Below are 18818 nucleotides of genomic sequence, written 5' to 3'. Positions count from 1 at the left end.
GCCGTCGGAGAGCAGGTTGTGCCGGACCTGTGGGTGTGGTCACACGAGTTGGCGTCGGGGCAGGGCGGGGCGGTTGCCGCTGAGGCGGAGCATGACGAGCGCGATGACGGTGTCCGCGCTGCGGGAGCGGAGGCCCCGGCGGACGATCGGGCGGGTCCTGGTGTTCGTGGACTCGATCAGCCCGCCTGTCACCTGCTGGTGATCAGGGTGGCGGCCGGCCCGCTGATTTTCGTCCAGGTGACGGTGCCGGTGCTGGGTGCCTGGTAAATGGCGCTGTGGTCGGGCGCCAGGCGGTAGATGTGGTCGGCGGTGACGGCGAATTCGGCTCCCGCCTCGCTGACCGGATCCCAGAACTGGGGAGTGCGGGCGTAACGCAGGAAGGTGCCGTGATCGGGACTGGTGGCGAACAGGTCGGCCGGCCCGGCGTAGAGGTCCTGGGCGTGGCCGCCGATGAGGGTCCAGTCGCTGCCCGTACCGTCCCATTGGAACACCTGGCTGCGGTCCGGTGAGAGTCCGTAGAGGCGGGTGTCGCTGACGGCGAAGGTCGCCCCGTCGGTGCCCACGTAGGTCCAGATTTCCCTGGCGGTGTCGTAGCGGAAGATGCGGCCGTCGCGCGGGTCGGTCGCGAACAGGCCGGCCCCGCCGCCGTACAGGCGTCCGGCCGGGCCTCCTATCTTGGTCCAGCTCGTTCCGGTGCCGTTCCAGCGGTAGACGCCGGTGTGGTCCTGGGCGAGGCGGTAGAGGCGGGTGCCGCTGATGGCGAAGTCGGCACCGGGTTCGCTGACGGGTGTCCAGTTGCCCGGGGTCCCGCTGTAGCCGAGCAGCCGTTTGTCGTCGGCGCTGACGGCGAACACACCGGCGCCTCCCGCGAGGATCCTTTCGGTGGGACCGCCGATGGGTGTCCAGGCCATGTCCCGGCCCTGCCACTGGTAGACGGCGCGGTGGTCCGGGGCGATGGAGTACAGCGTGCCCGGAGCGGAGGCGGCGACCACGGGTTGTCCCGGCTGCTGGGGGGCCGTGTCAGGCGGAACGCCCTGGGTGTCGCGGTTCCGTGGGGTGCTCGACGCCTCGGGGGCGGGCGTCGCGTCGGCCGGGGTCGGCGCCGACCCGGGGGTGGGCGTCACCTCGACCGAAAGCGGGGCCGAAGGCGAGGCCGCAGCCTGCTGCGGTCCGGGGGCAGCAGTTGCGTCTGCCGAGGCCGAGGCCGGGGCTGAGGCCGACGCGATGCCGGCGGCCGGCCGGTACGTGTCCGCGGACGTGCCGGCCGCGGACGGGGACGGGGACGGACCGTGGGCCTCGGTGACCGCCGGCACACGGTAGGAATCCGCCAGGTACGGCACCGGGATGCCCGGTGCCGGTGCGCTGAAGTGCATACCGAGCAGCACTCCGACCAGTAGCAGGGCGAGGGCCGCGAACAGGATGGTGCCGGTCCTGCGACGGGTGCCCGCGGCGCTGGGGGCGCCTGCGGCGTGCGGGGCGTTACGCGCCCGGCCGAACGGGGCGATGAGGCCGGTCAGGCGATTGTCCGGGGCGTCGACGACCTCGCCGCGGACAATCCGGGGTACCGGTGAGCGCGGTACGACGGAGGTCACCCCGAGCACCTCCCGGCGCCGGTCGGCCAAGGCCTCCCGCACCGCCAGGAGGTCGGCGTCCAGGCGCCACAGCACCGGCAGGTGTGCCTGCACCCCGTCGGCCACCACCAGCTCGGACCCCGGCTCCCGGCCTTCATCCGCCCGGCCCTCGTCCGCCCGGGCGTGCGTACGCTCCTGATCGGCCAGGAGCCCGACGGCGTCCTGCTCCCGCTGCGCCGCCTGTTGCGCCTCACGTGCACTCTGCCTGATGCGCCGCACCTCGGCCAGGCAGCGCGTCGCCTCCCGCAGCCGGGCCCGCCGCAGCTGCCCCGCGCCCCCGCCGGGCGCCTGCTGCGAAGCGGGGCCCGTGTCGTCCTCCGCGTCGTCGCCCAGTTCACCCCGCAGCTCGGCCACGACCTCCACCAGCACACGGATCAGTTCATCCGCCTCCGCGACCCCCTCCTCGGCCTGTCGCTGCGCCTGGCGGGCCAGGTCCAGCGCCTGCTGGGCGGCGAAACGTCCCGCCTCGGGCGGCCGCAGTCCCCGGGCCGCCAGGGTGGCTTGTTCGTGCAGGCGGGCAGCACGTTCCAGCAGCACCGTCCGGGCTCGCGGGTCGGTCACGCGGTCGTGGACCAGCCGCTGGAGCAGGTGCCACGGGATGTCCTTCTCCCCGGAGCGGTACTCGCTCCAACTGGTCTTGCCTGCGGGGTAACGCCGGGCGAGCTCGCGGACGGTGACCCCCGACGTCACCTCCCGCACGAACCGGGCCAGGGCATCCGCCTGCTCGGTCTCCCCCTTGAGCCGCCCCTGCGGACGTCCAACACCAGCCACCCCGTGCCCCCTTGTCCTGTCCGGCGGCCGGACCTGATTGTCCGCCGCCCCCTGACCCTCAGTCGGCTTCTTGTAGATGAACAATCAAGCAGGCTGCACTGTGGAGTCTCCACCGATTCTTCGAACAACGTGCCGGGGTCGACGGGCCGCCGGGCCGCCGGGGCCGGCGCCCCCGGGCTGGGCGTCTGGCCGAACCGGAAACTGACGCTACATCAATTCTCTTGATCCAATGGATCATTGGCGAGAGGGGAGTTCCCGGTGGCTGGTTCACGCACCCTTCGCCCGGCAGCAGTCCTGGCCGCCGCCGCGACGGCCGCCACCGTGCTCCTCGGCCCGGCACCCGCCGCGGCCGGCCGACCCCGCCCCGCCGACCCCGCGCCTTCTGCCCACCCCCGCCTTCTGTCGCTCCCGTCGAACGCCGCCGAGACCGGCACCGTGGCAGCCCTGAACACCGCGGGCGACGTCCTCGGGGGAGTGTTACCCGAAGGCGGCTACGCACAGTGAGGCCGCTTCGGCCCGGAGGCGGGGGTCGCGACCAGGAATTGATACGTGCCCGAAGCGGGAATAGCCTGGAACCATTGAGAGTTGGCGGGTGCCCGATGCGTCGGCCCCGCTGAGCGGTACTGCGTCCAACCGGTACCGCGTCCACCGGTACCGCGTCCATCTGCTGGGGGCGCCCCATGCACACCCACCCGGCACGGGCCTTGGCCGTCTGTTCGCCAGGGCACGGCAGACTCCACCTCTTCGTCGGCGCGCACGACGGCGCCGTACGGTACCGGGTGTTCGACGGCCGCTGGCACGCCTGGCACGCGCTGGACCGCCCCTGGCCCTCGCCCGGCGCCCCCGCGTTCACCGGCGCCCCCGCGTTCAACTGGCTGAGCGCGACGGCGACCGAGGGCCGCCCGGTCGAGGTGTTCGCCCTCAGCGCGGCGGGCGAGCTGTTACGGCTGCGCCCCGGCGCGGGGGAGCACCCGCACTGGACCTCGCTCGGCACGCTCGCCCGGGGCGGCTCGGCGACCGGTTTCACCGTCGTGTCGAGCCGGTCCGGCGATGTCCACCTCGTCCTGGACGCGGGCGCCCACGGCTGGGAGTTCCTGCGCGGACACCCGACCAAGGGGCCAGTTGTGCTCCGCACGGGCGAGCGCGCACCCGGGCACCTGACGGCAGTGCCCGTCGCGCCCGGCCGGATCGACCTCCTCCTCGCCGACACCCGCGAACGACGCCTGCTCCGCGCACACCTGGAGAGCGACACCCCGCCGATGCGCGAGCCACCGGTGTGGGAGGAGCTCGGCCCGCTCCCCGACGGGAACGAACGCTCCTTCACCTGCCTCGCCGCGACGGAGCGTGACGTCTTCCTGGGCGGCGACCACGGCCTGCGGCACTCCGCCCTGGCCCCCTGGCTCGGCTGGGAGCAGCTCGGCGGCGACCTCACCGCCCCCGACACGACCGGCCCCCGACTGGCCGCTGTCGCCTCCGGCGGCGGCCGCACCGACGTGCTCGCCGTCTGGGCCGGTGCCGCGCTGATGCACCGGCGCTTCGACCGCGGCTGGCAGGACTGGCAGCTCCTCGACCTGCCGGACGCGCCCACCGGCAGCTACCCCGTGCTCCGCGCGGACGACCTGGTCACCCTGACCGTCCGGAGCCAGGGCCTGCACGAACAGACCCGGCCCGACGGCACGGTCCAGCTGGTGGCCGACCCCGGTGGCGGCCACCTCCTGGTGGACGTCCCCCCGCAGCACCTGGCCGAGACCGTGGTGGAGTCCGGTCAGCCGCCCCAGGGCTTCCTGGCCGGCCCTTCCACCCTGTGCTTCGCCGTCGGCCCGGACCCGGTCACGCTCACCGTGGCCGGCCTGCTCGACGCGATGAACCGCCTGCCGCTGATCGTCACGACGGCCACCACCGCCGACCTGCTGGCCCGGCTCGAAGTCCCCTGGAACCTGCTGCTCACCCTGCAGCCGGACGCCCGGTGCACCCACCGCACCCTGCCCGCCACCGGCACGGCAGGCGGCACCGAGCTGTGGCACAGCCGCATCGCGGGCCCCGACGGACACCTGACGGCGCGGCCCCTCCGGTCCCTGGCCGACGGCACCGACCACGGCACCCCGCTGGACACCTGGTACGACCGGATCGTCGCGGCCGCCGCCGAGAACCCGGCCGTCCCCCTCACCGTCGACCGGCTGATCCTGAGCGCCTACGGCGCCCGGTTCTGCGCCGCCGCGCACTGGCCCCAGCTGGAGTGGGCCCAGGACGCCGCACTCGGCCGGGACTTCCGCGTCAAGGTCTCCGCCCCCGGCGCCCTGTTCCCGTTCGGCCACCGGGCCGCCTACATCGAGGTCTCCGACCGCCGGTTCGACGGCACGGACCCCGCCGTGGCCGCCCTGCACCGCAAGGCCTTCCTGATCGTCACCGAGCCCGTCCGCGACGACTACGGCATCGGCGCGGGCGGCCCGCACGAACGCCGGTTCCCGTTCCAGAGCGTCGCGATCGACCCCGGGCAGACCGACGGCCTCGACGACGCCTCCTGGATCCCGGTGGGCTCCTCGGCCGCCCCGCCGAGGTGCTTCTGGCCGACCAGGGCCGGTACCCCCGTGGTGTTCACCCTCCAGGCCACGGCCGGGCAGGAGTACGTGGAGCTGAACCTGCCACTGCTGTTCGTCGAGGACGGCGCCACCGGCGCCGGCTACGGCGCGGCACTCGACGGAATCTACGGAAACGGTCCGAGCACCGGAGCCTTCGCGGGCCTCGGCCGCCCCCTCTGCGACATCGCCGCCCGCATCCCGCTCGTCATGACGTCCCCGACCCAGGCGGTGGAGGACGCCGTGCAGGAGGTGCAGTCGATGACCTTCGGCGGGATCGGGGCCGGGCTCTCCCCCAGCGGGGTCGGCTTCTACCCGCAGGTGACCCAGCTGGCCGTGGGGCTGCCGGCCGTCCGCCGGCTGCTCGGCCCGCTCCCGGCGCTCCCCGCCACGATCTCGCAGGCGCTCGTCGACACCCCCTGGGGCAGCCCGACACCCGACGCGCTGCTCGACCTCGTCACACCCCGGACGCTCGACTTCGGGGCCGCCGGGGCCCGGGTCGGCGGGCTGTCCGCCCCCAACATGACCGTGTCGCAGATCTCGCGCACGCTCGGGCCGGCCGTCAGCGACGCCTTCCAGACCGTGCCCTCGAAGCTGTTCGCCCCGGACGCCACCCTGTTCGGCGTGGTCCCGCTGAGCAGCCTCATCGACGTCGTCAGCGCACCGCCGAAGCTCCTCTGGGTCGGGCAGCAGACGCCCACCCCGTCCGCGGAGCTGACCTGGCACCAGGACCTGCAGAAGTCCTTCCCGCCGTTCACGCCCGACACCGGGTGCGCGCTGGACCTCGACGTCCGGGCCCTGTCGGTCGACGGGAAGCCGGAGATGCACGCCACCGGGACGATCAGCAACTTCAAGCTGATCGTCCCCGACGTCGGCGCCCCCGCGTACGTCGCCCTCACCTTCGCGTCCGTGACCTTCACCGCCGACCCCGGCAAGCGGCTCGACCTCTCCACCCGCCTGACGAACGTCACACTCGGCGGGGACCTCGGGTTCCTCGCCGCCCTGGAGCAGTACCTCCCGCTCGGGGGGAACGGCCCGAGGATCGACACCTCGGCGACCAGCATCACGGCCTCGTACACCGTTGCCGTCCCCAGCGTCGGCCTGCTGGTGTTCAGCGTGCAGAACCTCACCGCGCAGGCCGGCGTCACGCTGTCGCTGACCGACCAGCCGATCGTCATGGACTTCGCGTTCGGCACCCGGGAACGGCCGTTCCTGGTCACCGTGTCGGGCTTCGGCGGCGGCGGGTACCTGGAACTCGGCCTGAGCGCCGGCGGCACCGACAGCGGCCTGCAGCGCTTCACCGGCGGGATCGAGTTCGGCGCCGCCATCGTCATGGACTTCGTCATCGTGTCCGCGGAGGTGCACGTCTTCGGCGGCGTCGTCTTCGCCAAGAACGGCACCGACACCGAGGTCACCGGCTATCTGCGGATCGGCGGCAGCGTCTCGCTGCTGGGGCTGATCAGCGTCTCGATCGAACTGACCCTCAGCCTGACGTACGACTCCACCTCCGGCTCGCTGAGCGGTTCGGCCCGGCTCGTGATCACCGTGGACCTGACCTTCTTCTCCAAGTCCTTCACGCTGGAGTGCCACAAGTGCTTCGGCAACTGCCCGCCCCCCGCCGGGCTGCGCCGCCCCCTGAGCGGCGCCTCGACCGCCTCGGACCCGTCGGTCGAGGCCGCGCTCGGGCCGCAGGGGCAGACCTTCCCGTGGCAGACCTACTGCCAGGCGTTCGCAGGGGAGTGAGCCATGTCATCGACCGGCCTGGAGAGTTCGACCGGCCCGGAGAGTTCGACCGGCCTGGAGCGGCAGTTCGTCTGGACGGTGCTCCCGGCGGGCCGGCTGGCGACCGTTCCCGGCCAGTCCGCGCCGATGGCCCTGCTGTCGGTGCTGCTGACACCGCGCCTGCTCGCCCCGGACGGAGCCGCGCTCACCGTCGCGGACTTCGGGATGCAGGACTGGCCGCGGCGGCTCGCCGGGGTGGGCTTCGACGTCCGGCGCGGCGGGCGGGCGCTGCCGTCCGTGCGCGTCCCGTACACCGCCCTCGACGGGAGCACCGTCCAGTTCCCCCCGGACCGGCAACTCGCCGTCTGGCAGACGCTGTTCACCGCCACGATGCCGGTGGAGCCGTACCGGGCCACCAGCTACGACGGGCGGGCCACCAAGGCCTTCCCGGCTGGCCGGGCCGGTACCGACGTCAAGGGCATCTACGCCGCCACCGCCCAGGCCCACGCCGCGCACCGCGGCGCGGCGCCGGAGAGCCACCCCGGGCTGCGGGCCGCGCTGCGGGCGATCGGCGAGCAGTGGCAGCCCGGCCTGCTGGCACCCGCCGGCGCCACCCCGGCCCACGCCACCCCGACCGGTGCCACGCCGCCCCACGCCACCCCGGCCGGCGCTGTCCCGACCGATGCGACGCCGGCGCTCGCCCAGGCGTACGCCTTCTACCGGCGCGGCGCGCCCGACACCACGCCACCGGACCGCCTGGCGGCGCCCCCGCCCGCAGGCGAGTTCCACCAGGGCATCGCGCACCTGGCCGACCACCCCGTCCTGCTGCGCGCGCTCGGCCTGCTGGTCGACCTCGCCGTACCCGCCTCCGCGCTCACCCCGGTGGACCAGACGCACCCGGCGGAGCTGAGGGTGGTGCCGCTGTGGCCCCAGCCCGACCCGGATCCGTCACCGGGCTGGAGCGCAGCCGCCCAGACCGACCTCTCGCCCGCCACCGCCTACACCGTCACCGGCACCCGCTTCGTGCCCTCCTCCGTCGACGGTCCGACCTCCACCGGCTTCAGCGGCGGCCTCCTGCCGCTGACCGGTGCCGGTCTCGCGCCCTCCGCGAACCCCCGGTTCGAGCTGCTGCCCTTCGACGTGGACGGCGCCGCCCTGCGGCTGGTCAGCACGGCCCGGTCGGACGGGTCGTCGCCCCCTCCCGGGGAGTCGTCCCCCGTTCCGGTCGGGGCACTGCCCGCGCTGCACTCGACGGGCTTCGCCCTGGTCGACCGGGCGCGGGAGGAGGAGCACGGCAAGCAGCTCCAGCGGGCGCAGCAGCGCGGCACGCCGGCCGGCCTGCTCGCCTCCGCCCTGCTGGCGGACTCCCTGCTCGGCGGCTACCGGATGGACGTGTTCGACGACAGCCGCCAGACCTGGTACTCGCTGTGCCGGCGGCGGGTGCACCACACCGTCGGCGGCGTGCCGCTGCTGCCCGACGGCCTGCTGGAGGAGGGCTACCTGCGGCCCGGCCCGGTCGTCACCGGCTTCGGCGACGCCGACGCGCTGTACCTGCACGAGATCGTGGCGCGCTGGGACGGCTGGAGCCAGGTGGCCCAGCGGCCCGAGCGGGTCGCTGACACCGGGGACGCCCTGCCGGTACCGGTCACGTCGGGCCTCGACACGGTGGTGGAGTGCGACACCGGCTCGCTGCCTCGGCTGCGGTTCGGCCGCAAGTACCGGATCCGGGTCAGGATCGCCGACCTCGCCGGCGGCGGGCTGCGCGTCGAGGAGGTCGGCGCCGCCGACGCCCAGTCGGACCTCGTCCCCTACTGGCGCTTCGAGCCGCTGCCGCCGCCGGAGCTGGTGCCGACCCGGGAGTGGGACGACGGCGACGGCCACGACCGGATGGTCATCCGCAGCGACCGCGGCACCTCGGCGGACGACTACGCGACCCTCCACGGCTACCGTGCCCACGACCTGCGGCACCTGCTGCCGCCGAAGTGCTCGCTGGCCCTGGCGCTGCAGTACGACGGAGCCTTCGACACCGCGCTGGGCCCCGCGGCGCCCGGCACCGAGGTGAGCCGGCTGTTCGCGGTCGCCGAACGGGCCGACCGCGAGCTCACCGACGTCCAGGGCGCGCGTACCGTCCCCGCCGGACCGTCCTCGCCGTCCTCGTACGTCGTCCTGCCCGAGACCGACGCGGCCCTGCCCTGGCTGGCCGACCCGAGCGGCGTGTGCGCCGCCCTGAACGCCCGGCCCCGGCCCATCGACCCCGGCAACGGGCGGCCCGGTCAGATCGACCCGCCCGACGACGCCGTGATCGCCATCTGGCAAGGCGCCTGGCCCGATCTGCAGACCGCGTCCGTACGGCTGGAGGCGGCCGCGAGCGGCTGCACGGTGAGCCGGGCGGACCCACGCCACGTCACGGTCGCGCTCGGCCCGGCCGAGCAGGTGACCTTCGACATCCCGTCCTGCCTCACGTTCGACGACGTCGCGCTGTTCGGCATCGCGCTCTGGCAGGGCGTCGACCCGAACGTGCCGCACCTGCCGGCCTTCCAGGACATCGTCGCCGGCCGGAACCGCCTGATCACCCCGCCGCGCACGGTCACCCTGGTGCACGCGGTGCAACACCCCCTCACCGACCCGAGCGGGCAGCTGACGCCCAGGCGGGGGCCCGGCGACCGCGACACCGTCCTCGGGACGGACGCCTTCGCGATCGACATCCCGAGCACCGGACGGATCGACCTGAACGCCGACTGGACCGACCGGGACGACAGCCCGCCGGCCGCACCGACCACCACCCGGCGGATGGCGCACGTCGGCTCGTACGAGGTCCAGCACCTGCCCCTGCTGGAGGCGCTCCCGGAGATCCGCCAGGAGTTCGGCGACACCCGCCACCACCACGTGAGCTACGCCGTGACGGCGGTGTCCCGCTTCGAGGACTGCTTCGCGCGCATCCTCGCCACCGATCCCGGTGCCTGCACCGCCGCCGGGCAACTCGGCGACATCGACGTGCCGAGCACCGTGCGCCCACCCGCCCCCCAACTGCTCGACTGCGTCCCGTCGTTCGGCTGGACCCGCACCACCGACGGGCAGCGGTCGCTCACCCGGCTGCGCCAGGGCGGCGGCCTGCGGGTCCTCCTCCAACGGCCCTGGTACGTCTCGGGCGACGACGAGGCCCTGGCCGTACTCACCTTCCCGCCCGGGCCGGTCCCCGCCGAAGCCCTGCGGTACGTCGCGGTCGCCGGACGCGACCCGATCCGGGACACCGGGGCACCACCCGCCGTCCTCACCGGAGCCCAGGTCAACGCGGCGCAGCGGGCCCAGGTGACCCTCCCCGAGCTGCACCGCCTGCTGGACGCCGCCCTCTACCCGGTCGAGTTCGACGCCGAGGGCGACCGCTGGTTCGCCGACCTCGACCTGACGCCGGTCGTCTCCGCCTCCTACTTCCCGTTCGTCCGGCTCGCCCTGGCCCGCTACCAGCGGTACACCATCCCGGGTGTCCCCGACGTGTCACAGGTGGTGCTGACCGAGCCCGTCCAACTCGCGCCGCAGCGGCGCCTCACGGTCACCCGCAGCGCGGGGCAGGCGGGCGTCGTCCTGGAGGGCCTCGGGCCGGGCGGCGCCGGGAACACCGTCCGGACCGAACTCCAGGTCCAGGACCCGGGGGTGACGGCGCCGGACGGCGTCACCGGCTGGTCCACCGTCCTGACGGCCTCCGCCGTCCTCGGGCAGACCATCACGATCAGCGTTCCGGACACCGGGCAGCGGGCCCAGCGCCTGGTCGTCCGGGAGTTCGAGACCCGGCCCGTTCCCGCCGGCGCCGACACCACCGGTCGACCCGTGTTCGTCGACGTCGTAGCCCTCGGAACGTGGTGACGGACGTCACCGCGGCTCCACGACCGAAGAAGCGATCATGGCAGACATCTTTCCCGACACCGGCCAGCTCCGGCTCGCGGACCAGGCCACCAGCGGCCTCCTGCCCCTCGTCGTGGACAAGGTGGCGACGTCCTGGTCCGTCCTGGTGGTGGCCCTCGGCCCGAACTGCGCACCCCTGGGCGCGAGGCCACCGGACATCGAGCTGCGGGCGGGCTCCGGAGCGCTCACCACCGTCGCGCAGGCACCCGCCAAGTCGTCGATCGTCGACGGGACCGGGAGCGCGGTCGGCACCGCGTCGTGGACCAGGGACGCCAACGACGTCTTCACGGTGCAGATCGACATCTCCAATCCGGGGGAACGCCCCTGGGGCCTGCGGATCACGAACACCGACCCGCAGGAACTCGGCTTCGTCTGGTCCACGGGGAAGACCCCGGCGAAGGCCCAGCAGCCGCGGATCATCCTGGACCGCACCCCCCTGCGGATGACGGTGGCCTTGGGCGAGACCGTCCCGGACATCACGATCCCGATCTCCAACATCGGCACCGGACCGCTGCACGTGAACGGTCCGGGCGACCAGCCCATGGGTGCGGGCTACGTGCTGAAGAACTTCCCGGCCAGCCTCCCGCCCAACGCCTGCGACCACCTCCAGATCGGGATCAGCCCCGTATCCGAACCGATCGTCACCAGCCTGCAGACCGCCGACTTCGTCCTGCCCTGCAACGATCCGGTGGCCCAGGAGGTCACCCTGCAGCTGTCACGCGACGAGAAGGGCAAGGACGTCAAGGACGTCAAGGACGTCGCCAAGGAGAACAAGGACGACAAGGACGACAAGGAGCGGAAGGAAGCCAAGGAGGACAAGGAGGACAAGGACGCATTCAAGGAACACCCCGCCGAGGGCATGCACCCGGCATCCGAAGTCAACCACCCACCCGAGCACTTCATCCCCCCGGCGCAGCGCCCCGACCTCGCGGACAGCGCCCTGCGGGACGAACCCCCCGAGCCGGGACGGACCGAGAGGTAGGCGCCGCATGTGGCTGGTGCTCTGCGATCCGGCGGACCGGGCCGCCGTGTGGGCGTACGAGGGGCTGCGCGAGCGCGGGCTGGAACCCCTGGAACTGCTCTCCCCGCAGACCCTGCTCAGCTCCACCAGGTCGGTGCACCGCGTCGACCGCCTCGGCGCGAGCTTCGAGATCACCCTGCCCGACGGGCGCGTCCTGGACAGCCGTGACGTCGACGGCGTGCTCAACCGGGTGGCCTCCGCCCCCTTCGGGTACCTGCCGTTCACCACCCACACCGACGCCGCCTACGCCGCCCAGGAGCTGGACGCACTCCTGCTCAGCCTGCTCACCTGCCTGGCCCCGGTCTCGGTCAACCGGCCCGCCGGGTACGGACTGTGCGGTGCCTGGCGCTCGACCGCCGAGTGGACCGCACTCGCGATCAGAGCGGGGCTCCCCGCCCGGCCGGCCCGGATCTCCAGCAGCCCCGACGGCGAACCACGAGCGGCCCCGACCGGACGCGGCGACGTCCTGGTGCTCGGCGAGCACGTCTTCGGCGCACCCCCGGCCGAGGACGAGGAGCCGTACGTCCGGCTGGCCCGGCTCGCCGAGGTCGACCTGCTCGGGATCGACCTGCTCGGGGCCGACCCGCCGGGGGCCGACCTGCCGGGAGCCGACCCTCCCGGGGCCGACCTGCTCGGAGCCGGCCACCACCGCCGCGACGACGGTCGGCCGGCAGTCTTCGCGGGAGCGAGCCCCCTGCCCGACCTCCGCCCAGCCGGCGCCGCCTTCCTCGACCGCCTGTACGAACACCTCACCGGGCTCCCCCGGGGTGCGCCGTGATCGTCGTCTGCGGCATCGCCAGCGAGTCGCCGCTCGCCCGGGTCAGGGCCGAACTCGACAGCCTCGGCCTGCCGTACGCCATGCTCCACCAACGGCGCTTCGAGGAGCTGCCGTTCGAGGTGGAGGCCACCGGCACCGCCGTCCGGGGACGCATCCCGTACGACGGCGGATCCATCGACTGCGCCACCGTCACCGGCATCTACCTCCGGCTGATGGAATGGCGCAGACTCCCCGAAGTCCGCGAGGCGGGCGAGGACACGGTACGCAGGTGCCGGTCCTGGCACACGGCCCTGAGCACCTGGGCGGAGCTCGCCCCCGGCTGCGTGATGAACCGGGAGAGCGCGATGGTGTCCAACACGTCGAAGCCCCACCAGGCCCAGCTGATCCAGCAGTCCGGATTCCGGGCTCCGGAGACCCTGGTGACCAACGACCCGGACCTCGTCCACGAGTTCCACGCGCGGCACGGCGAACTGGTCTACAAGTCGATCAGCGGGGTCCGCTCGATCGTCCGGACCCTCGACCGGGAGGCCCTCGACCGGCTGCCGCTCATCCGCTACTGCCCGGTGCAGTTCCAGCGCTACGTCACCGGCACCAACGTCCGGGTGCACACGGTCGCCGGCGAGGTCTTCGCCACCCGGATCGAGACCGACCGGGTCGACTACCGCTACGCCCGGAGCGACGGCGGCCGGGCCGAACTCTCGCCCTGGCAACCCCCCGACGACCTCGCCGAACGCTGCCTGCACCTGGCGGCCCGACTGGGGCTCGCACTCGCCGGCATCGACCTGATGCTGGCCGACGACGGCGAGGTCTACTGCTTCGAGGTCAACCCCTGCCCGGCCTTCAACTACTACGAGGCCAACACCGGCCAGCCGATCGCCCACGCCATCGCGCTCGCGCTCGCGCGGCACTGAGGAGAAGGAGACTCCGATGGCCCAGCTCGTCCTCACCGGCCAGATCCACGGCCAGACCACCACCCAGTGCAACTTCACCATCGCCGTGAACGGCGGTGACCAGGTCGGGCCGGACAGCGTGGTCCTGGACCAGTCGATCTTCAACATCCCGGACACCGACGCGTCGATCGACATCCAGGCGGCCGCCCTCGACCAGACCAAGTACGGCACGCCCACCGCCCACCTCGACATCGACTCCGCCGGCACCGTCCAGGCCACCTTCCCGCCCGACGGCAACTGGCCGCCACCCGCCGTCACGTCCTCCGACTCCGGCCAGACGATCCAGCTGACGGTCCACTTCTCGCCGCTGCGCGACGTCACCGAACAGGCACGCGTCAGCCTGGCCCAGACCGGCAGCGACTACCCGGGCAGCCCGCCCGCCCCACCACCCGGCGACATGAGCTTCCGCACCCCCGGCGTGGCGCTGCCGCCGGGGGCCTACTCCCCGCCCCCGGGCGTGACGGACAGCACCTTCATCGCCTCGCCGTCGATCACCGGCGGCGCGATCCAGGTCGAGACCCGCAGCGTGACCCCCGACGGCGAGGCCGTCGTCCTCCAACTCCCCGGCATCGATGCACCGCAACTCGTCGCCGTCTACTGGCCCTCCGGCGTGTCCAGGGACCCAGGCGGACCGCCCGCGCCCTTCCTCGTCTACTTCCACCCGGGCATGGCCCAGAACTCCCCGGCCTTCTACAACGAACCCCGGGACCGCCACGACCCGACCACCGGCAGTACCTACCCCTTCGGCTGGGACTACCAGTTCTTCGGCCTGCTCAACTACCTCCAGTACATCGGCGACCCGTTCCTCACCAACCCCTTCGCCAAGGGCCTCCCGCTCCAGATCGACGGCGCCGCCCGGAACGTGGTGCTCGTGCTCCCGCTGATGCGGGTCGCCGGCAACCCCTGCGACGAGATCTCGTCGTTCGCGGACGCCACCGTCCTCCAGGAGTACCTGCCGGAGATCCAGGCCCTCATGCTCCGGCGCAGCGGCAACTTCCAGTTCGGACCGATCGGCCGCCTCGGCATGGCCTCCTTCAGCAGCGGCCACGCCGCCCTCACCTGCTTCCTCGGCAACACCGACAACCAGGCCCACCCGCTCTACCTGGACACCCTCCAGGAGGTCTACCTGTTCGACCCGCACGCCGACCTGGTCTCCGAGACCCTCGCCCCGCTGACCCAGGTCACCGCCTGGGCCGGGCGCGGCACCTCCGGCACCAAGACCGCCCGCCTCTACACCCAGAACGACCCCGCCCAACTCTCCCCGCTGCTCACCCAACTCGGCGTCACCGCCCCCGGCCCCGCCCCCTTCGACGCCGCCACCCCGGACGACCGCCTCTCCCTCACCTCCCTCCCCCTCGCGGCCTGGAACACCCTCGCCACCCAGCAGGGCAGCGCCGTCCCGTACGCCAACACGGGCCAGGTGCACCAGGTGCTGCCGGCCCTCATGCTCACCGACGCCCTGCGCCGCAGCCGCTTCTGACCCGCCCCCGCTCCCTGAGTCCTACGCCGGCACACTCCTCGACCACCTCTTCGAGTGGCCGACGGCTCCGGGAAGGTGTGCCGCTGGATGGCCCCATGTCCGGGACGGGAGTGAGGAGTTGTCCCGGTTGTCCGGAGTCGAGCGGAAACGTTCCCGGGGTGGCTTTTGCAGCAGTCGCCACAGCGGGTCTACCGGCCGGTACGGGGAGTAGCGTTTCGTGCTGGCTCCCTGGTTCCTCGCGGGAGCTGCCCTGGCCGACGGATCACGGCCGCCGGCCGGGGCTGGACGTCGATCACACGTAGGTTGAGTATGCCCAAGCCCGACCGTAGCCATGGAGCGCGCCCGAAGGCGCCCTCGATGGCGGTGAACGCTATCAGTCCCGTCCCGCCGTCCGCGGGAGCGCAGCAGCCGTGCGGGCGGGTCATCGGGGTGTGCGGGGCGCGCGTGCCCGTGGCCCTTCTCGCTCTGGACGGCGCCTAGCGGTACGTCGCCGCGCTCGCCCTCGGCGCGCTCTCGCACGGCAGCGTTGTCACCTGGTGGCGGCTGACGCTGCGTTGACATCGGCCGGTGCGGGGAACAGCCGCACCCCCGCATTCCGCGCACCCTCCCGCGCACCCCCCGCCCGGCTCGCACGCCGGACTTCGACGGCCATCCCAGGATCTGCATATGCCACAGGCATCATCTTCTGGGCCCGGTACCGCCCCGGGCCCGCCCCACCGAACCCGCCGAACCGAACCCGACGCCGGATTCCTGGCGTTCGTGGCCCTTGTGTACGACCGCTACCTCGACTACGCCACGGCCCGGCTGAGGGACGGCGCGAGCGGCGCGGCCGCCGTCGAGGAGGCTCTCGCCCACGCCCACGCGCGCTGGGCGGTCCTGCTCGCCGGTCCCTCGCCCGCCGGTGACGCCTGGTGCGTGCTGCGCGCCGCGGTGACCGCGCACCGCCCCCGCCCGGGCGCCACCGCGTCGCGGCCAGGACCGGTCGACCTGCTGCACCGCCACCTGCCGGACCCGCTGGCCGACGCCGCCCTCCTCCACCACGGGCTCGGTCTGTCCGTCTTGGACGTGGCCCGCCTGATGGGCACGGACCCCGGCGCGGTGAGGGCGGGGCTCCGCAGCGCTGACCGGCTGATCGCCGCAGGCGGGGCCTTCTCCCTGATGGAAGGGAGGGCGCCCAGGGCCTGAACGACATCGCTGCCACCCGCCGCCACACGTTGTGCGCGGGCGGATGGCGGCGCACAGGACTGTCCAGCGCCGCGCCGCGCGCCACCTCCTTTGGGTGATGCACCGTCAGGCACGTGGCGCTTTCAGTCATGCGATCTTTACAATGGGCGCTCAACAGCCGTGCGGCCTGCGATGGTTGCCAGGAGCGAGGGGCGCTGTGGGGTCCAAACGTGAGATCGACGTCACCGTGCCCAGTTCGGCACGCATCTACGACGTGTTGGCGGGCGGGAGCCTGAACTTCGACGCCGACCGCGCCGCCGCCGAGTGCCTGCGCGAGCGGGTGCCGGAGGTCGACGCACTCGCACTCGCCAACCGGTCGTTCCTGCACCGCGTGGTGCGGGCGCTGGCCGCCGAGTACGGCATCCGCCAGTTCCTCGACTGCGGTTCGGGCCAGCCGATGACGCTCAACGTCCACCAGATCGTCCAGGCCGTCGACCCTAGGTCGCGCGTCGTCTACGTCGACAACGACCCCATCGTGATCGCCTACGGTCGCGAATCCCTGGACGAGAACGACCGCACCGCCATGCTCAACGCCGACATGACGGACACCGAAGGCATCTTCGAGCACCCGGCCGTCAAGGAACTGCTGCGTCCGGACGAGCCGACCGCCGTCCTGTTCGTCGCCTCGCTGGAATGCCTTCCGGACTCCGCCCAGCCGCGCAGCGTAGTGCGACGCATCGTCGATCGCCTGCCCTCGGGCAGTTTCGTGGTCATCAGCCACGCCGTCAGCGGCGACCCACAGCTGCGTGGCGACGTCACCAGGATCATGGCCGAGCAGACCGGCGAACTCTGGGGCCGGGTACGGGAACAGTGGGAGGTCGACGCCTACTTCGACGGCCTGGCCCTCGAACAGCCCGGCCTGGTCGACGTCGCCGACTGGCGCCCCGAGTCAGCCCTTCAGCAGGCCCTGCGCTCCAGCCAGTGGCAGCAGTACGGGGGCATCGCCCGCGTTCCGCATCCTCAGTCGGCCGACTAACGTCCCTCGAACCGCTTCAAGGCCTGCGTCAGGATGTCCATGCTGCGCCGCCGGTGGGCCGCGCCCTGGCTGATCTTCAACATCAGCTGTACGTAGGATTCCATGTCCGCGCTGGCGTTCTTGCCCTTGCGTACCTTCTTGCGCGCGCTGGGCTCCCCGGTGTCGGCGGGGTGGTAGGTGGACGAGCTGAGGCCTTCGATGTAGACCATCTCGGGCGGTCCCTCGGGCTGGAACATCAGGTGGGTGAGACCGCTGACGGGCGTTGCGATGGTCTGGTCGAGCGGCACGACGCGTACCTTCACGCTCGGCATGTCCGCCACGTGCAGCAGGTGACGCACCTGCGCCGCCATGACGGCGGGACCGCCGATCGTCAGCTGCAGCGCGAGCTCGTTGATCACGAGGACCGTTCGCGCGGGCGGCGAAGCGAAGAAGCGCCGCTGCCGCTCCATCCTGGCGCGGACCCTGTGCTCCGCGCGCTTCTCGTCGACGGCCAGGTGGTGGCCGGCGATGATGCCGCAGGCGTAGTCCGGCGTCTGCAGGAGCCCGGGGATGATCGTGGTCTGGTAGGAACGCAGCTCCCGGGCGACCGGCTCCAGCCCCAGGTAGGTGCTGCAGTGCGCCGCGACAGCACCCTCCCACTCCGGGGCCTCGAACCATTCGAGTTGCCGGCCCCGTTCGACCAGGTCCTGCAGCTCCCGCAGTTCCCTGGAGTCGATTCCGTAGACCTCGGCGAGGGTGGCGACGATCTCGCCGGAGACCGGCGTCTTGGCGGACTCGATGCGCGACAGCGTCGAGTACGACAGTTTGGATTCCGGCAGCAGGATCTTGCCGTGCGCGGCCGCCCGCTCCTGGGACAGGCCTCGCCGGTCACGGGCCCGGCGCAGGCGTTCTCCCAGGACCACCCGGTCCGCCGTGGGAGTGCCCCGCACCGGCGGCGCCGACTTCTCGGCGCGAGGGTTCAGCGGCAGGACGGCGGCGAGGCCGTGGTCGCTGGCGCCTTCCGCGGGCTGGAGCGGGCTCTCGCCTTCGGCCGCGCGAGCGCCGATGGGGCGCTCGTCGGCGGGAAATTCGGCAGATTCGGAAATGGACGACACGCGGACTCCGTAGGCGATTCGGGTGGCCTGACACCAATGGCCCACATCCTCCCACACGCCGTGCCCGCGTGCCGTCACGCGGCAGAATCCAGGTCAGAATATGAAGCTAATCTGACTTATCTGATTCTTGAATCTCCCTTTAGGGGATCAAGTGGTCGAACTCGTTCCGCTTGGCGCCGTCGAGGAACGCCCTGATCTCACCGCGCGTGACGATCAGGGCGGCACCCTCTGGGTCGCGGGAGTTGCGGATGGCCACGTCGCCGGTCGGCAGCCCGGCCAGCTCGACGCACTCGCCACCGTCTCCGTAGCTCGCCTGCGCCTTGACCCAGGCGACATCCTCGATCAGCGCGGCCGACATTCCATTGGTGAAGCCCTGCATGTGACCTCCCGCATTCGACGTACTCGACTGGCGGCCTTCGGGTATGACCGGAGCCCGACCCGGACATCCCTCGGACAGCCTGGGGTGCTGCAATTGCAGCACCCCGTGAGCCATGAATGCTAGCCATTTATTTTCGAACACCGCACCGGCCGAATGGGGGATCTGAATAGCGATTATCTGCTTAAATTCGGCTGCTGATCGGCGCGGCATGGTCGGGGGCGGGGAGGGCGGTTACCGGCATCAGGGGTTGAGTGATGGTGTCTGTCGGTTCGTCGGGCCGATCCCGCCCGGAGTCGGGGAGTGCCGGGACGGCGCG

At 72.6% G+C, this 18818-nt stretch carries 13 protein-coding genes; 9 read left to right on the top strand and 4 right to left on the bottom strand.

Annotation, left to right across the window (positions count from 1 at the left end; all coding sequences use genetic code 11):
* Positions 1–39: 39 nt before the first annotated feature.
* Positions 40–192: a hypothetical protein gene (locus tag ACFWPT_RS34550; RefSeq protein ID WP_380486666.1), complete on the bottom strand. Its 153-nt coding sequence runs from the start codon at positions 190–192 to the stop codon at positions 40–42.
* On the bottom strand, positions 189–2402 hold the full coding sequence (locus ACFWPT_RS34545) for a hypothetical protein (protein WP_380486664.1): 2214 nt from the start codon (positions 2400–2402) through the stop codon (positions 189–191). Before ACFWPT_RS34545 ends, ACFWPT_RS34550 begins: the two co-directional genes overlap by 4 nt.
* 258 nt (positions 2403–2660) lie before the next feature.
* Here ACFWPT_RS34545 and ACFWPT_RS34540 point away from each other — a divergent pair, with 258 nt between their 5' ends.
* The 9 genes from ACFWPT_RS34540 to ACFWPT_RS34500 all read left to right on the top strand — a co-directional run bounded on the left by ACFWPT_RS34540 (position 2661) and on the right by ACFWPT_RS34500 (position 17029).
* On the top strand, positions 2661–2906 hold the full coding sequence (locus ACFWPT_RS34540; protein WP_380486662.1) for a hypothetical protein: 246 nt from the start codon (positions 2661–2663) through the stop codon (positions 2904–2906).
* Between the two features lie 176 nt (positions 2907–3082).
* Positions 3083–6721, top strand: a complete 3639-nt coding sequence (locus ACFWPT_RS34535) for a hypothetical protein (RefSeq protein WP_380486659.1) — start codon at positions 3083–3085, stop codon at positions 6719–6721.
* Positions 6722–6724: 3 nt separating this feature from the next.
* Positions 6725–10561: a hypothetical protein gene (locus ACFWPT_RS34530; RefSeq protein WP_380486657.1), complete on the top strand. Its 3837-nt coding sequence runs from the start codon at positions 6725–6727 to the stop codon at positions 10559–10561.
* Between the two features lie 37 nt (positions 10562–10598).
* Positions 10599–11582: a hypothetical protein gene (locus ACFWPT_RS34525; RefSeq protein ID WP_380486655.1), complete on the top strand. Its 984-nt coding sequence runs from the start codon at positions 10599–10601 to the stop codon at positions 11580–11582.
* 7 nt (positions 11583–11589) lie between these two features.
* The gene (locus tag ACFWPT_RS34520) at positions 11590–12399 is read left to right on the top strand and encodes a hypothetical protein (RefSeq protein WP_380486653.1); all 810 of its coding nucleotides are present in this window, start codon (positions 11590–11592) and stop codon (positions 12397–12399) included.
* Complete coding sequence (locus ACFWPT_RS34515; protein WP_380486651.1) at positions 12396–13310, top strand: ATP-grasp domain-containing protein; 915 nt, start codon at positions 12396–12398, stop codon at positions 13308–13310. The genes ACFWPT_RS34520 and ACFWPT_RS34515 overlap by 4 nt, the downstream gene beginning before the upstream one ends.
* 16 nt (positions 13311–13326) lie before the next feature.
* Positions 13327–14829, top strand: coding sequence for a hypothetical protein (locus ACFWPT_RS34510; protein WP_380486648.1), 1503 nt, complete (start codon positions 13327–13329; stop codon positions 14827–14829).
* A gap of 759 nt (positions 14830–15588) precedes the next feature.
* A complete protein-coding gene (locus tag ACFWPT_RS34505) occupies positions 15589–16014 on the top strand; it encodes a hypothetical protein (RefSeq protein WP_380375009.1) in 426 nt (141 codons plus the stop codon).
* Positions 16015–16210: 196 nt separating this feature from the next.
* Positions 16211–17029: an SAM-dependent methyltransferase gene (locus ACFWPT_RS34500; RefSeq protein ID WP_380486646.1), complete on the top strand. Its 819-nt coding sequence runs from the start codon at positions 16211–16213 to the stop codon at positions 17027–17029.
* Here ACFWPT_RS34500 and ACFWPT_RS34495 read toward each other — a convergent pair.
* Both ACFWPT_RS34495 and ACFWPT_RS34490 read right to left on the bottom strand, forming a co-directional pair.
* Positions 17026–18123 carry a helix-turn-helix transcriptional regulator gene (locus ACFWPT_RS34495; RefSeq protein WP_380486644.1) on the bottom strand — a complete coding sequence of 366 codons (1098 nt, stop codon included), beginning with the start codon at positions 18121–18123 and terminating at the stop codon, positions 17026–17028. The genes ACFWPT_RS34500 and ACFWPT_RS34495 overlap by 4 nt on opposite strands.
* 139 nt (positions 18124–18262) lie before the next feature.
* Positions 18263–18502 (bottom strand): DUF397 domain-containing protein, encoded by a 240-nt coding sequence (locus ACFWPT_RS34490; protein ID WP_380486642.1) that lies wholly within the window; start codon positions 18500–18502, stop codon positions 18263–18265.
* Between the last annotated feature and the right edge of the window lie 316 nt (positions 18503–18818).

This window comes from Kitasatospora sp. NPDC058478 (assembly GCF_042720345.1).
GTDB lineage: Bacteria > Actinomycetota > Actinomycetes > Streptomycetales > Streptomycetaceae > Kitasatospora.
Note: the sequence above shows the minus strand (reverse complement) of the source record. Positions and strands in the feature narration are given on the sequence as shown.